Here is a 14,403-nt window from a genome sequence, read left to right on the forward strand (position 1 = left end):
ACAAAAAATAAAAATAAACTAGGCAGCCTTGGTTCGAACTTCCATCGGACTAAGGCTGTTTAACTTGGCCTGTAACCTCTCATAATTATAAAAATAGATGTAATCATCAATGTCCTTCTTAAGAGCTTCAAAGGTTTGATATTTATGTAGATAATACTTCTCACACTTAAGCGTTCCCCAGAAGCCTTCCATCGGTCCGTTATCAATACACTTGCCAACCCGAGACATACTCTGAGTTAAGCCATAAGCTTCTAGTCGTTTCTTGAAGCCCCAGGAGGTATACTGAAAACCCCGATCACTGTGAATTATGGGTGTGCTGCCGGGTGCCGTTTGAAGAGCCAAGTCCAGGGTCTCGAAAACAAGACGGTTGTTATTCGAATGGCCTAAAACATAGGATACGATGGATTTATCATGTAAATCGAGAATCGCACTGAGATATGCTTTTTGACCCTTTCCGTATTTGAATTCAGTTACATCCGTCAACCACTTTTCATTCGATTCCTCTGCTGTGAACTGGCGGTTTAAAAGATTTTCTGCGATCTGCCCAGGAGTTGATCGAATGTATTTCTTTTTCTTTCTACGGATGACGGATTGAATTCCAGCAAGCTTCATGAGGCGATAGACCCTCTTCGGGTTAATCGACTGATGGGTTTCCCGTCTTAAATTGATGGTTAATTGACGGTACCCATAAATGCCTTCAACCTTCTCGTAGAGCAGGAGCATCGCTTGCATGAGTTGCTGATTTTCTTGTTCGCGAGGACTTACTTTTCGCTTTAACCATTTGTAATAGCCTGAACGTGAAATCTGCGCCATTTCACACAATAAGACTAGACTAAAATGCTCTTCTCCTTGTACCGCTTGAATCGCGTCATAAATCTTCTGATGCCGGATTTGGCTTAAAACCTCCTCCTTTCGAGTTCCTGTAACTTTTTTAACAGGGCATTTTCTGCTCTAAGTCGCTCGTTTTCGTATTCTAGTTTTTTCATAGCAAGCCTTTGCCGATCGCTCTCACTTAATTCTTCCGGTGCTTTTTTCCGTCCCCGTCTATCCTTTAAGGCCTCTTCTCCACCTGCTTCATATTTCTTAACCCATTGATAAACCTGCTGGTATGAAACTTGATATTTCTCTGAGGTGTTTTGGTAATCATGGTTATGAGAAAGACAGTATAGGACCATCTCAATCCGTTCTTGCCAACTGGTAGTGCGCCCTTTAGTCATAGCCTTGGCTCCTTCCGATGGGTAGGATTTAAAACTGCTATGATTATTATACTTGTTAATCCACCTTGCCAGTTGTGTCCGACTCGCTATTTTATACTTATCTATAATTTGATACTGTGAGTATTCGCCCGAAAGGTAATCCTGAACGGCTTGAAGTTTAAGTTCTGGTGAATATTTATTAAAATGGGTTTTTATTTCTAGCCCTTCATATCCGTACAATTCATATCGATGTCGCCATTTAACCAAGGTAGTCACACTAATATCATATTTTTTAGCTATCTCTACACAGGTAGCCTGACCTGTTTCAAGTTCCTGTAGTATTGCTAGTTTCTCTGCTGCTTTGTATTGATTTATTTTTGACATTAAAATGCTCCCCTCATGATAGCCGGTTTTTTTATTTAACCTGTCTACCATATGGGGAGCATATCAGAATGAACACAGTATGGTTCGTTTTGCACAGTTCCTTCTTGTCTAAAAAATAATAGAACACGAATTTAACGATTTCACTGCTTCACACGGATTTTTAAATCTTTTATTTAATATCCGTGCAAATCGTATAATCCGTTCAATGCGTGTTCTATTCCTACTAGCCGTGGCAAAATGAAACCGTTGCTGTTCAGGCGGAGGGAGATGAAGATGGAGATGGAGCGGTTAAATCGGACTGTTTCCAACTGGTAAAACCCTGGGCTTTGGCTTTTTGCATCAGCCCCATATATCGCCTCTCGCAGGTGGTGGTGTATAAAATAGCGGATTCCAGCAAATCTTTATCGGCCCAATCCATTTGCCTTTGGGCGATAAGCCAGGCCTGCTTGGCCTCTTCAATTTGTTTTTCTAAAGAGAATTCGCCATGGGGACTGTTATCCATAATAAGAACTCTTTTAATATTGCTCCAGGAAAAATCCTTTAAAATAGCACGCCAAAGGTTTCTGTCGACTTTCACGGAATTCACCTCCTTGTCCAACTGTTACATGTTTATAAAAGAGGGAGAAAGAATATTACAAAAAGTTTTAAAATCATAATGAAGGGAATAGTCAGTATTCGAATTAAGTGATTTATTTTACAATTTGAACTTAAAACAGAAGTTATTGCCAATCCAATTAAGGATTGTTATAATTTTCTCAAGTCAAGGGCCTGGAGGTGTAAAAAAGTGTCTAAATTAATTGGAAAGATTAAAATTGTAAACGGTAAAATACAGTTGATCCGAATTGGTGATGGGAAAAAGATCAGAACAGGTTCCTGTTATAAAATGTATGCCGCTTTGAGGAAGGTGAAAGGCGCATAGTGGAATCTTTCAAAAATACTGTAAACTCGGGCTATAAGCCGGGTTTATTTTTTTTTGCTTAAAAATTTGAAAATGGAAAATATAGAACATTTACATATTTCAGAGTAGAGGTTTACCAAGAAAGTTGTGACTTATTTTACAATTACGAATAAAAGAGAGTGGGTTGATTTTTTTAAAAGGTATTGTTATTATTTTCACAAGGAATAAAATATTAAAAGAAGGAGGTGCAGATTATGTCGAAACTGATTGGTAAAATTAAAATTTTAAATGGAAAAGTGCAGTTGGTCCGTATTGATGAAGGACAGAAACTTAGAACGGGCTGTGCCTATAAAATGTATGCTGCACTTCGGAAAGTCCAGGGCTCATAAATGGGAACCCTCGGTGTATCCAATCCTTTGCCATCCCTAACAACGTAAAATGCAATGCCTATTTAGAATTAAGGGCATTGCATTTATTTTTATTATTCGGTTAGGCGCGAATCATTCTTTTTGCCCAGTTTACAAGAGGATGATACCATTTTTGGCTCGTTGGCTTTGAGGAATGGTTTGGAGATTGTTTAACGGGTATCCAGCATAAATTTTCTTGGTCCGGTGCAGTCTTGGACTGGACAGGGCGATACATGGCTTTTACCAGCACCGGATAAAGTTTTCCGTCACTGGAACGGATCATCTTGCCCCGGATTTTAATATTGCGGGCTGTGGCTTGGGATAAATAATAGGCTTCATTTTCTCCGGTGAGCTCAATCATTTCTTCTATTATTTCCCATTCCTTTTCCATAACACCGCCTCCTGAAAACAATTATAATGGGGAGGCCCTGGACGGGAAAGGGGTGTAAAATGTCTATCCAATTGATATAATGGAAAATCATGACAAGCTTTTAAGGAGTGTGAGAAAAAATCGTTACACAAAAGGAATTAATTCAAATGGATGAACAGCAAAGGGAAGATTATTTATTAGAGGTATTACAGCGAAAGCTTACGGAACTAAAAACCACGGCAATCAATGAAAAACCTTCCGGAGAACATCAACACGGACCCGATTATCAAAGGGGTGTAGCCGCAGGGTTTGTATCCGGTCTGGGCTTTGCGGTGCGGGTACTTGCCCCGGAAGGAGAGCTATGGCCCAAGGCAGCTAAAATGCTTGATGAATATAACCGGTGGGCCCAGGACTTTAACCGGCGGGGAAGGGATTAATTTTCCCATCGGGGTAAACCAGTCACAGCCCGGTTTTGCAGTGCATAGCATATCTTAACCATAGTATTAGTGACAGGATGGGGGAATGCTATGGGGGGAGCAATTGCATACCCAAAAATCATCGGTGCGCTAACGGATACGAGTTTTCTTGTGGTTCCTGCCTTAAAGGATGAAATGGCTGGTTATTGCGAACGCTTGGCTCTGGGGGAAAATGTTCAATATCATTTGGATTGGAATCTGGTCATCATTAAATCTTTGAACCGCTGTCTGGTGACCCTGGAGATTCTGTGGGATGATGGGAATATCAGCGTTATTGGTTTCCCAAAAGATACTTGGGAACAATTAAGTCAATTTATAAATTATAGGAATCTATTATTGTTGCCGGACAGGGGACTGGTTGAATGTTCTCTAATCAGTCCAAAGGCTGCAGAAGGGTTCTTGATAAAAGATGCCAACAAGGGCCTGGTAAACCTGGCCCATAAAGCCGCCAATATTCCTCCCAGCCTGAATGTCGGGGGTTTAGTGGATCCTCTGTGCAACCTCCTGAATACAGCCAGAAAAATATCGAACGGAGTCCTCCTCAGTTAGCCGGGGTGATGATCATTGGAAACCATTCGGGTTGTCAGTTACAATATTTGTCATGGCCGTGGTATGGATGATAAGGTGAATTTGAACCGTGCGGCTGCGGTTCTTGCCTTTTCAAGAGCCCATTTAATCGGAGTTCAGGAAGTGGATAAGTATCTTCCACGCAGTGGGTGCTGCAATCAGCCCAGAAGGCTGGGAGAGATTTTGCGAAGGAACTGGGCCTATGGTCCAAATCTTAAATGGGGTCCCTGGTCCCAGTATGGTAACGCAGTCTTGAGCTTCTGGCCCATTACCGGGGTAAAAAGACATTTATTACCCAGTCAGGGTGAACAAAGGGGGATATTGGAAACTGAGATCAAGTTGGGTAAGGAATTGATCTCCTTTTTTTGCACTCACCTGGGATTAAACCGACAAGAACGAATGGATCAAGTACAAGAAATTTTGCAAGTCATTTCCACCACGGAGAAACCTTCCATTCTGGTGGGTGATTTAAATGACGGGCGGGATACTCCGGAGTTTGCCGCGTTATCCAACGTCCTAAGGGAGGCCACGGAGGTTACGGGTGGATTTAGCACTTTTCCGGCCTGGCAGCCGGAAGAACAATTGGATTTTATTTTTGTGTCGCATCATTGGCAGGTCGTTTCAGCCAATACTTTACAGTCCTATGCTTCAGACCACCTGCCTGTGGTAGTTCAATTAAATTTAAAAGTAACATAAAACGGCACCTGGTGGGGTGCCGTTTTTAATTCACTAACTATTTCGTATTGGCATAAATCATATGACCATAATTGGCCAGTACCGGGAGAGAACGTAAATAAGAATTTTTTGTTGAAGTATCAAAGAAGTACAACGCGCCATTGGTTGGATCTTCACCGTACAGGGCTTTCTCAGTGGCCTCCAGGGCAGTGGATGTGGCAGGGCGTTTAATCCAACCATTTTGTACCGGGCCAAACTGATTACGGGCATAAATGACTTCTGAGATGGTATTAGGGAAAGAACTGCTCTGCACCCGGTTAATCACCACGGCAGCTACTCCCACTTGAGCCTCCACCGGTTCCCCGCCTGCTTCGGCAGTAACCAGACGGGCCAGCAGGTCCAGTTCTTCTTCCGTATAGGGTATTACCGGCCGTTTGGCGCTCCTGCTCACCTCTACCGCCACCGGTCCGGCGCTGCGGGAAGTGGCGACGGGAACGATTAACTGCTGTCCGGGGTAGATTAAATTACCCGTGAGGCTATTGGTTAGAATTAAGGCCTCGGGACGAATGTTATATTTTTGGGCGATGACATGAAGACTGTCCCCCGGTTTAACGGTATAGGTGGTATTGGCGGGAGCAGCAGAACCGGCAGCCGGATGGTCCGGAATGGTCAATATTTGGCCAATTTCCAGAAAATCGCCGGTAAGTCCGTTGGCGGTCTTAATTTGCTCGACACTGACGTTCAGCTTCTGGCTGATGGCGGACAGGGAGTCACTGGGAACAACCGTATAAGTGGCAGCATAAGCAATGGCTGCAGGAATGAGCACTCCCAAAACGCAGACAGATACAAAGATCCGTTTAAAACGGACGAAAAAATTCATTGGAACCTTTTCCCTCCTTTGGCCTTCGAGGTTAGCTGTCGGGTTCGGGTTGAAGGGCACCCTACCGCACCTGTAGACACCTCCGTAAAAAGGCAGCGGATTCACCCCGTAAAATTTGTCCCCCGTACTCCGGTTTTCGCGGAGATTCGGCCTCTTTTGTAAAGTTATGAATTATTTTACTGGTTTTCCATAAATGTGTCCACCCTCAATATTTGGTAATTGTTCACATAGCATTGATTTATTGGGAAATAATATTTTTGCATTTAGCTCTGGGGGTGTTTTTTTGGAAAGCCAGACGGGAGTAAAAATAGCCATTATCGGGGCAGGTCAGGTTGGAGCGTCGGTGGCCTTTGCCATTATGTCCAGTGGGCTGGCCAGTGATTTGGTTTTGGTTGATGTCGATAAGGATAAGGCTAAGGGAGAGGCGCTGAACCTGGGGGATGCCGCTGTGTTCACGAAACCTGCCGGTGTAATAGCCGGAGATTTTGAAGACTGCCGGGATGCCCATATCATCATATTTACGGCAGGCAGCAATCAAAAACCTGCCATTGCCTTTGTCCTGAAACGCATCTGCGAAGCTGTGATCAGGGATGAGAATTCTATCTTGACGGTTTCGGGACTGGTTGATCATCTTTATGATATAGAAGGGTGTTGTTTAAGCATGTCCTGTATTATAAATGGGAGAGGAAGAAGCGAAGTGATTCCCCTGCCATGTCCGTGGAAGAGGAGGAGGGGCTAAGGAATTCCGCCAGGATTTTAAAGAAGGTTATTCAAGCGTTGGGGATTTAAGAGAAACTTATAACTTTCTTGCTATCCCATGATTATTAAGATAATGGCCTGCGAACTAAAGGAGTCCCAGCACAATTATTGTCTACAGGACCAAAGAGGAATATAAGTGCGTAACCTATAGTAGTTGTTACTTTTCAGCTTATGGTCTTATGGAATTATAAAAGTTATTGGACTAACCAATTAATTTTATTCCATATGAAAGATTAAAAAATCATAAAGAAAAGTCACCCCATTTGCTTGATAGCAGAGAGGCATTCCATTAAAATAAGTTGGAATGTAATACGCGGGAAAAGAAGGAGGTGCTGACATGTATACTAAAATCATCGCCTTTCTAGAGCGCTTTGGAAGTCAGGGCGCTATGGCCGATTTTGCCGCCAATGCCGTAATTTTGCTGGTCATAGGGATTATTTGCGTGTTATCAAGGCTTATTGCCAAGGAAATTCTCTTAAAAATTGTCACCAGTTATGCCAAAAAGAGCAGGCCGAGCTGGGATGATATTTTACTTGAAAAAAGGGTTTTCCAACGCCTTTCTCATCTTGTGACGCCCATTATTATCGCTCTCTTTGCGGGTACTTTTCCAAAGTACGAGGAACTGATCATGCGTGGCGTGCTGGTGTATACGGTTGCCGTCATGATGGGCGTGGCAGACGCGCTGATCAATGCTGTCGATGAGATATACAGAACCTACGAAATTTCTAAAGTGAGGCCCATGCGTGGGCTTCTGCAGATTATTAAGGTGGCTGTGTTTATTATCGGCTTCATTGTAATCATTGCCGGTCTGATTGGTGAAAGTCCGCTGGTGCTGCTGGGTGGCATCGGTGCCATGACCGCCGTTACCACCCTGGTTTTCAAGGATTCAATCCTTGGCTTTGTGGCGGGGATACAGATGACCTCAAATGATATGATACGCATCGGCGACTGGATTGAGATGCCGAAATATGCGGCGGATGGAATCGTGATCGACTTGTCCCTAAATACCGTCAAGGTGGAAAATTTCGATAAAACCATTACCTTTATCCCGGCTTACGCCCTGGTGTCCGATGCTTTTAAAAACTGGCGGGGGATGCAGGCCTCGGGTGGACGCAGGATCAAGAGGGCGATTTATATTGATGCCGGAAGCGTAAATCTTTGCTCGGACGCCATGATCGAACGCTTTCGCAGAATGGAGCTATTAAAGGACTACATTGAGGAAAAGCTGCAGGAGGTGGAGGAATACAATCTCAAGGGGAATATTGACCTTTCGGAGCCTGTAAACGGGCGCAGACTGACCAATATCGGTACATTCCGAGAATACATGAGGGCTTATTTGAAGCGGCATCCCGGCATACACAAGGAGATGACGCTGATGGTAAGACAGCTTCCGGCCGAAGGACAGGGAATACCTCTGGAGATTTACGCCTTTGCAAACACCGTTCAATGGGTGGACTACGAGGGAATCCAGTCGGATATATTTGATCACCTCTTTGCCGCTGCCCCAAGATTTGGGCTGAGCGTCTTCCAGCAACCGTCAGGACAGGACATCAGAAGCGCCCTGGAGAATGAAAAGGCAGCCGCTTGGCACAGTAGCATGGGAAAAAACTCCAATAATCAATAAAGGATTTAAATCAGCGGTTAAGCCGGGAAATGGCTTAACCGCTGACTTTTAGTAACTAAATAAGCTCCTCAGGTCCGTTTCCGGGGTTTTTAACCTTACCCTTTCAATTATAGGGATAAGTTTAACCCTTGTCTACTATAGTGCCAAGTTCACCATCGATCTGCATAAAATGTGCCAGGGTTCTCCTTTGAATCGGTTCATAAACTTGACTTAAGGCTTCTATTAAATTTGAAATCAGATGTTCCTTTTCAAGAGCAGACATGAGCGAGTAAAACTCATGTAGTTTATAATCTTATCCGGTATTGACATCTCGACGTTTCATCCAGAAGACAGCGAATAGCACGCAGGCCAGAAGATACAGTGCGCAACTGAGAAGGAACTGCTCCAGGCTGCACTGCATCGGGCCGCCGGGCTGATTGGCACGCATTCCGAGGCTTAACAGCGAGTAAGGAAACAAGACTCCGTAACCTTTCGCAAGCATCGCAAGCCCGACAATACCGCCAATCAGGGCAATCCCCACCGGTACGGCAAAGCTTCGGATGACAAGAGAAAGGCAAAGCTGCACGGAACAGATTACGATGGCTCCGGCTGAGCCGGTCAGCAGCCATTCAAGCAATTCCGGCGGAACCGGAGAGGACAGCCCGGCGAGCTTGCCGGACAGCACAAATAGGATTCCGATCCAAACTTGTGTAAGAACCACCATAACCGAGGCGGTCAAAAGCTTTGCAAGAAACAGACCGCTTACCGGTACCGGCGCTGTCATAATCGTGTTCCAGTTATAGTTCATGTGTTCCAACCTGTACAGATAGGAGCAGTATACGCCGATAATAGCGGGAAGAAAGAAATAGCAGGAAAACAGGGTGTGCTGTGTCCACAGGCTGTACCATTCCTCCTGTAAAATCCCGATATTTTGTACGTAATTAAAAGTTCCGATAAATGCGGGCAGAACCGGCAGGAGAACAAACGCAAACCAAACAGGGCTGTGCCGCAGCTTCATCCATTCCGCCTTCAGAGTACGGTAAAACATGGCTCACATCTCCTTTCGGGTAAACAGGGTGCGCCCAATGATATAAATTACAAAGAACGCCGCGACAAGAAGAAAAAATCCCGCCCAGTCAATCTCGACCCAGTAATAATTGGTAATCCGTGTTGCACGATCCCAATCCATGCCGACCACCATGAGCACGCCGTAGTAGCTCCATAGAACCAGCTTGGAAAATTGCTGCGGCAAATACATGGTAAAAAGTCCCGCAAAACCTCCGATCAACCCCACACTGAGCGATACCATTTGATTGACAAACAACAAGGATAAAACCTGCTGAAGCAATAAGAGCGTGATGCTCACACAAAATGTAAAAAAAAGATGATAACCCATTTGAGCCAACGGTACAGGGCCGGTAAAGCCTGCGAAATAGCCCAACAGAAGAATAGTCGCAAGTTGCAGCAGGGTTACGGACAGTATATAAAAAGCACCGCACAAAAATTTCGCATTAAACAGCCTTCCAGCGGGTATGAGGGTCTCCAGAAGTCTGAAAGTCTGGCCTTTATGCTCCACATCGCTGAGCTTTGAGGCAATTACGGCCGTGATCACCGGCATCATGATGGCGTTGAGAACAGGGAACTGGTACAGGCATGTCATCCAACCCTGCTGTAAGTCATGTACGTCCATATCCCAAAATCCCCAAAAGGCCCACAAAAATTGAAATCCAATCAGCGCGGCAACAATCATCCAGATTTTTCTGTACCGGGTCTTTCGGAATTCAACAGACAGCGCTCTGATCATAAACTTACCGCCCTTCCGGTCAGTTCGAGAAAAATGTCCTCCAGGCTTTTTTCACGCTGTTCGATGCGCACAATCTGAACATTGCGTTCAAATAGCCGCATAGTATGCCGTGCCAGTTCCGGATCGTCAAGCTCCGGCAGCAGCAAATAATTCTGTTGCATCTCAACGCCAATCCCCTGCTCCTGTAAAACGGATGCAGCCCGGGCGTTATCCAGCGTGCGGATGGCGATGCGGCGGCTGCTTTTTTGGTGCAGGGCGGCTAAACTGCTTTGGAAAATCAACTCGCCTTTGCTGATGATTCCCACATTGGTGGCCATTTGATCGATCTCGCTGAGTAAATGGCTGGAAACCAGCACTGTCATGCCGTATTCCTTTGGCAAGGAGCAGATCAGCTCTCGCATCTCCTGAATACCGGCCGGGTCAAGGCCGTTGGTCGGCTCGTCCAGAATTAAAAGCTTCGGGCTGCCCAAAAGGGCGCAGGCAAGCCCCAGACGCTGCTTCATTCCCAAAGAGTACTGGCTTACCTTTTTGTCCTTCTGCTTTTCCAGACGGACAATCTGAAGCACCCGCTCGATTTCTTTTTCCGGGACACTTTTCAAGGTACAGATGATTTGCAGGTTTTCATGCCCGCTTAAATGCCCATAATAACTGGGGGACTCTATCAGTGAACCTACGTTTTTTAAAATAGACATCCGGTTTTTGCTATTCACCGTTTTCTCAAAAACGGTAATACTTCCGGCCGTCGGCTTTGCCAGACCCAGTATCATTTTCAACGTCGTTGATTTCCCTGCTCCGTTAGGGCCGAGAAAGCCGTATACGGCTCCTTCCGGGACGGATAAATCCAAATCCTTTACACGCAGAATCTTTCCGTACTGCTTACATAAGCCGTTTGTTTGGATGATCGCAGCCATGCCCATACCACCTTTCATAGATTGCAGGAAACAGCATAGCATGGCTCGCTTACATCAGCCTGTAGGCAACCTTACGGTTACCTTAAATGTTGTATAAACCATACAAATTCTTTTTTAATCCTTTATAATAAAAGCCGGTGATGAAGATGGATAACCTATTTGATTGCAAAATTTTGCTGGTGGATGATGAGCCAGCTTTATGTAAGATGCTTAAAGAAATTCTTCAAAAGGAAGGATTTCAGAAGATCGTAACGGCAGCCGACTGTAAACAGGCAAGAGAGCTGTTTCAAAGACAAAAGCCTGACGGCGTAATTCTGGATGTCTCTCTGCCCGATGGCGACGGTTTTGCCCTAATGAGTGAATTTAGAAGCATATCGGCAGTACCGGTATTGTTCCTGTCGGCCAGGGATGAGGATGAAAATCGCCTGCTTGGGTTGGGGCTTGGTGCGGACGACTACATTACAAAACCTTTTCTGCCGCGGGAGCTGCTGCTGCGACTTAAAGCGGTATTAAACCGCACCTACTTCCCTGCTCCGGTACGGCAGCCGAAAAAACCTGTTTTTTGGCTTGGCGCCGCCGAGGTGGATTTAAACAGCGCCACCGTGACGTTTCCAAAGGGTCAGTTGGTACTGACCGCCAAAGAGTTTGTCCTGCTCGAAAAGTTACACGAGAACAAAGGAAATATTGTCACCGGCGACAGTCTGTGCCGGGCAGCATGGGGGGATGATTTGTATGGATATGAAAACACGCTGATGGTGCACATCCGCCGTCTGCGGGAAAAAATTGAGCCTAATCCTTCGTCCCCATGCTATCTTCTGACTGTGCGTGGATTGGGATATAAGCTGATCGGGGTGACGGAAGCATGAAAGGCATGATAAAGATTTTCGTCCGCTATGTGGGGAGCGCCGCAGCCATCACGCTGGTTTTGCTGGCGCTGAATATCGCCTTGCTTTTCTTTTGGCTGGCTGAAATGCAGCAGGAAGACGGATATGCTTACCGGATTTCCAGAATTGCGGACGGGCTGCAAAAGCAGGAGGATGGATACATGCTGTCCGAAGCTGCACAGGAAGCAATGAATGCTCGCTATGAATGGGCCATGCTGCTGAATGACCAGGGTGATATACTCTGGAGCCGGCACCTGCCGAAAGCGCTTTTCAAAAACTATACTGTGCCGGAAGTGGCAAGCTTCACTCGGTGGTACCTCCAGGATTATCCGGTGTATGTCTGGCGGCATGCGGACGGGCTTTTAGTCATGGGCTGCCCGAAGGGAAGCATCTGGAAAATGGGTATGGAGTTGCCGCAAAACGTTATGGACAAAACGCTTTTGTGGATTCCTTTTGGGTTGGCGATAAACGGGATTGCCGCTGTGCTCCTTGCGCTGCTGCTGGGGTGGCGCCTGTTCCGTTCCCTTCGTTTGCTGGCGGACGGAATTGAAAGAATGGCGGAAAAACAACGGGTAGAGCTTCCGAAAAAAGGTGTTTTAGGCGACCTTGCAATGCAGCTTAATGAAACCTCCCGACAATTGCAAAGGCAGGAAGCCGACTTACAGAAAAGAGACTACGCCCGGACCGCCTGGATTGCCGGCGTATCGCACGATATTCGAACACCGCTTTCCATGGCGATGGGATATGCCAGCCAATTGGAGGAGAATTCCGAGCTTCCCTTATCCGTCAGAGAGCAGGCGGGCATCGTACGCAAGCAAAGCGAACGGATCAAAACGCTGGTGAATGACTTAAATCTTGCATCAAAGCTGGAGTATGATATGCAACCGATACGCAAAAAGGGGGTTCCGCTGGCCGCCCTTTTGCGCAGTGTTTGCGCCGATTTTTTGAATGGAGGACTTTGCGAGCATCATATCATTGACTTAGCTATCAGCGAAGCCGCTCAAAATGCAAGAATTTTAGGAGATGAGGAACTGCTGCGGCGCTCTGTTGCCAATTTGATTCAAAACAGCGTACAGCATAATCCCAAAGGCTGTGCGATTTGGGTTGCACTGGACAAAAACTTATCTTACTGCGAAGTTGTTGTTTCGGACAATGGTATTGGATTTTCCGAAGAGTTTTTGAAGCAAATGAAGAAGCGGGAGGAAGAAAAAGCCCATATCCCGAGCCGCGGGCTGGGCCTTACGATTGTCCGGCAAATCGCCAAGGTGCATGGCGGGACGGCGGACTTTACCAATTTACCTGAAGGAGGCTGTGAGGTGCGGTTGCGCCTGCCTTGCTGACGATGGCATATTGGTTTGAACGAAGACGAGCAGGCTGCAACAACGTAAAAAATGTAGATCAATGCTGCAAAATCTGGCAGCATTTGTCTTATATAATACCGAATCATCGTTTTATCCTAAGCTCTCAATTGGCTTAGAGCATAGTTAATGCATTAAATACAGCAGGACCCTTTCCCTGATAATCACGCATAACCCATGATTATTTTTTTTCACAAAACCCAGCAATTTTTTCAGCTTTTGAAATGCGTCGTTGTATTTAAAAGACCGCATATTAGGGAATGCCCTAATGATCCTTGTGTTCTGAATGCGATCCAAATGAAACAGCGTTCTAATTTGATCGTTATAAAACTCGCTTTCTTCAAACTTGTCTAGTACAGCACCTTTTAGCTCTCCCACACGTTTTGTATATTGGCTCAAAAAGAAGTTGATTGCCGTTTGTATATCTTTCAGCCGGTTGTTTAAACGCAAAAGATGGCGCACAGTAACATACAAATCCAGCAAAACAAGGCTCAACAGAATTAACGATAATACAACCTGCATCCGGTCCGACAGTTGAGCAATCAAAGTTGCAACGGGCGGGTGAATGTAGAGAATAAGAAGCACCGACAGCGTCCCGAAAACAATCGCGCCTAAAAGGGAAACATGCCCGTGAAGATTGAAACGGTAAGTTGAATAATCCCACCATCTAGCATGAAATAGTTTTTCAAGTAAGACGGCGGTAATGTATTCCACGGTACAAGTTAAAAATATTCCTGCCAAAAACAAAACAAAGACATTCTCTATTCTTTGGTATAGGAACAGAATGCAGACCAATGCTCCAAAGCCATACACCGGGCAGATCGGCCCATTTAGAAAACGGCGATTGACTAATTTTTTCTCGTCCACGGAGCACACCAGCGACTCATATACCCATCCCATAAAGCTATAAGTAAAAAAACATAGAAACCATTCCAATAAAGTCATTATCACAGCCTCTTCCCATTCTATTGTTTCAAATAGTCATGAGCAGCCCAGGTTGTCTGGTAAAACGCCTTGGACTGTATCACTTCGTACCTTATTTCGCTTGGCTGCCACTTTCTATGGCTGCGTTTCTACCGCATTTATCGCACATCCTGTGCAACAACTGCAGCCTTGATTTTCACTCCAGATGCAGTCTGCGGCCACAGCCCATTTTTCCAACGTGTTTACACACTTGACACGCAGTATTTGAAAATTTCTCGTTGATTAGGTAGCGTCTGTAAGAGGTAAA

General features: G+C 45.4%; 18 protein-coding genes, 1 pseudogene and 1 riboswitch. Of the genes and pseudogenes, 9 read left to right on the forward strand and 10 right to left on the reverse strand.

The window, feature by feature from the left end:
• Positions 1-18 precede the first annotated feature (18 nt).
• The 3 genes from DESRU_RS21080 to DESRU_RS04250 form a co-directional block, all read right to left on the reverse strand.
• On the reverse strand, positions 19-891 hold the full coding sequence (locus DESRU_RS21080; RefSeq protein ID WP_207635974.1) for an IS3 family transposase: 873 nt from the start codon (positions 889-891) through the stop codon (positions 19-21).
• Positions 892-896: 5 nt separating this feature from the next.
• Positions 897-1,580 (reverse strand): helix-turn-helix domain-containing protein, encoded by a 684-nt coding sequence (locus tag DESRU_RS21085; protein WP_013840627.1) that lies wholly within the window; start codon positions 1,578-1,580, stop codon positions 897-899.
• A gap of 253 nt (positions 1,581-1,833) precedes the next feature.
• The gene (locus DESRU_RS04250; protein WP_013840881.1) at positions 1,834-2,157 is read right to left on the reverse strand and encodes a hypothetical protein; all 324 of its coding nucleotides are present in this window, start codon (positions 2,155-2,157) and stop codon (positions 1,834-1,836) included.
• 207 nt (positions 2,158-2,364) lie between these two features.
• Between DESRU_RS04250 and DESRU_RS21435 the strand changes: the two genes are divergently transcribed.
• Complete coding sequence (locus DESRU_RS21435; RefSeq protein ID WP_273484964.1) at positions 2,365-2,499, forward strand: hypothetical protein; 135 nt, start codon at positions 2,365-2,367, stop codon at positions 2,497-2,499.
• 233 nt (positions 2,500-2,732) lie between these two features.
• Positions 2,733-2,867, forward strand: a complete 135-nt coding sequence (locus tag DESRU_RS21440) for a hypothetical protein (protein WP_013840882.1) — start codon at positions 2,733-2,735, stop codon at positions 2,865-2,867.
• A gap of 100 nt (positions 2,868-2,967) precedes the next feature.
• Here DESRU_RS21440 and DESRU_RS19755 read toward each other — a convergent pair whose 3' ends face one another.
• Positions 2,968-3,276, reverse strand: a complete 309-nt coding sequence (locus DESRU_RS19755; RefSeq protein WP_013840883.1) for a hypothetical protein — start codon at positions 3,274-3,276, stop codon at positions 2,968-2,970.
• Positions 3,277-3,422: 146 nt separating this feature from the next.
• Between DESRU_RS19755 and DESRU_RS04260 the strand changes: the two genes are divergently transcribed.
• From DESRU_RS04260 to DESRU_RS04270, 3 genes are all read left to right on the forward strand, one after another.
• On the forward strand, positions 3,423-3,692 hold the full coding sequence (locus tag DESRU_RS04260) for a hypothetical protein (protein ID WP_013840884.1): 270 nt from the start codon (positions 3,423-3,425) through the stop codon (positions 3,690-3,692).
• A 90-nt stretch (positions 3,693-3,782) separates the two neighbouring features.
• Entirely contained in the window at positions 3,783-4,280 is a 498-nt protein-coding gene (locus DESRU_RS04265) for a hypothetical protein (protein ID WP_013840885.1), read from the forward strand.
• A gap of 15 nt (positions 4,281-4,295) precedes the next feature.
• Positions 4,296-4,994 (forward strand): endonuclease/exonuclease/phosphatase family protein, encoded by a 699-nt coding sequence (locus DESRU_RS04270; RefSeq protein ID WP_013840886.1) that lies wholly within the window; start codon positions 4,296-4,298, stop codon positions 4,992-4,994.
• A 37-nt stretch (positions 4,995-5,031) separates the two neighbouring features.
• Here DESRU_RS04270 and DESRU_RS04275 read toward each other — a convergent pair whose 3' ends face one another.
• Positions 5,032-5,853, reverse strand: a complete 822-nt coding sequence (locus DESRU_RS04275) for a LysM peptidoglycan-binding domain-containing protein (protein ID WP_013840887.1) — start codon at positions 5,851-5,853, stop codon at positions 5,032-5,034.
• 6 nt (positions 5,854-5,859) lie between these two features.
• Positions 5,860-6,015: riboswitch (cyclic di-AMP (ydaO/yuaA leader) on the reverse strand.
• Between the two features lie 121 nt (positions 6,016-6,136).
• Between DESRU_RS04275 and DESRU_RS04280 the strand changes: the two genes are divergently transcribed.
• Both DESRU_RS04280 and DESRU_RS04285 read left to right on the forward strand, forming a co-directional pair.
• The gene (locus tag DESRU_RS04280) at positions 6,137-6,592 is read left to right on the forward strand and encodes a lactate/malate family dehydrogenase (protein WP_013840888.1); all 456 of its coding nucleotides are present in this window, start codon (positions 6,137-6,139) and stop codon (positions 6,590-6,592) included.
• A 357-nt stretch (positions 6,593-6,949) separates the two neighbouring features.
• Positions 6,950-8,236 carry a mechanosensitive ion channel family protein gene (locus tag DESRU_RS04285; RefSeq protein ID WP_013840889.1) on the forward strand — a complete coding sequence of 429 codons (1,287 nt, stop codon included), beginning with the start codon at positions 6,950-6,952 and terminating at the stop codon, positions 8,234-8,236.
• 121 nt (positions 8,237-8,357) lie between these two features.
• Here the strand turns inward: DESRU_RS04285 and DESRU_RS21715 are convergent.
• The 4 genes and pseudogenes from DESRU_RS21715 to DESRU_RS04300 all read right to left on the reverse strand — a co-directional run.
• Positions 8,358-8,501: pseudogene (locus DESRU_RS21715) on the reverse strand (catalase-related domain-containing protein); the annotation flags it as partial.
• 27 nt (positions 8,502-8,528) lie between these two features.
• Entirely contained in the window at positions 8,529-9,263 is a 735-nt protein-coding gene (locus tag DESRU_RS04290; protein WP_013840890.1) for an ABC transporter permease, read from the reverse strand.
• Positions 9,264-9,266: 3 nt separating this feature from the next.
• On the reverse strand, positions 9,267-10,019 hold the full coding sequence (locus tag DESRU_RS04295) for an ABC transporter permease (protein ID WP_013840891.1): 753 nt from the start codon (positions 10,017-10,019) through the stop codon (positions 9,267-9,269).
• Positions 10,016-10,930 carry an ABC transporter ATP-binding protein gene (locus DESRU_RS04300; RefSeq protein ID WP_013840892.1) on the reverse strand — a complete coding sequence of 305 codons (915 nt, stop codon included), beginning with the start codon at positions 10,928-10,930 and terminating at the stop codon, positions 10,016-10,018. The genes DESRU_RS04295 and DESRU_RS04300 overlap by 4 nt, the downstream gene beginning before the upstream one ends.
• A gap of 146 nt (positions 10,931-11,076) precedes the next feature.
• On the opposite strand from DESRU_RS04300, the gene DESRU_RS04305 reads away from it, so the two are divergent.
• Complete coding sequence (locus DESRU_RS04305) at positions 11,077-11,796, forward strand: response regulator transcription factor (protein ID WP_013840893.1); 720 nt, start codon at positions 11,077-11,079, stop codon at positions 11,794-11,796.
• Positions 11,793-13,154, forward strand: a complete 1,362-nt coding sequence (locus DESRU_RS04310) for a sensor histidine kinase (RefSeq protein WP_013840894.1) — start codon at positions 11,793-11,795, stop codon at positions 13,152-13,154. Before DESRU_RS04305 ends, DESRU_RS04310 begins: the two co-directional genes overlap by 4 nt.
• Positions 13,155-13,298: 144 nt before the next feature.
• On the opposite strand, the gene DESRU_RS04315 is transcribed toward DESRU_RS04310, so the two are convergent.
• The gene (locus DESRU_RS04315; RefSeq protein WP_013840895.1) at positions 13,299-14,117 is read right to left on the reverse strand and encodes a putative ABC transporter permease; all 819 of its coding nucleotides are present in this window, start codon (positions 14,115-14,117) and stop codon (positions 13,299-13,301) included.
• Positions 14,118-14,403 lie beyond the last annotated feature (286 nt).

Source organism: Desulforamulus ruminis DSM 2154, from assembly GCF_000215085.1.
Classification (GTDB): domain Bacteria; phylum Bacillota; class Desulfotomaculia; order Desulfotomaculales; family Desulfotomaculaceae; genus Desulfotomaculum; species Desulfotomaculum ruminis.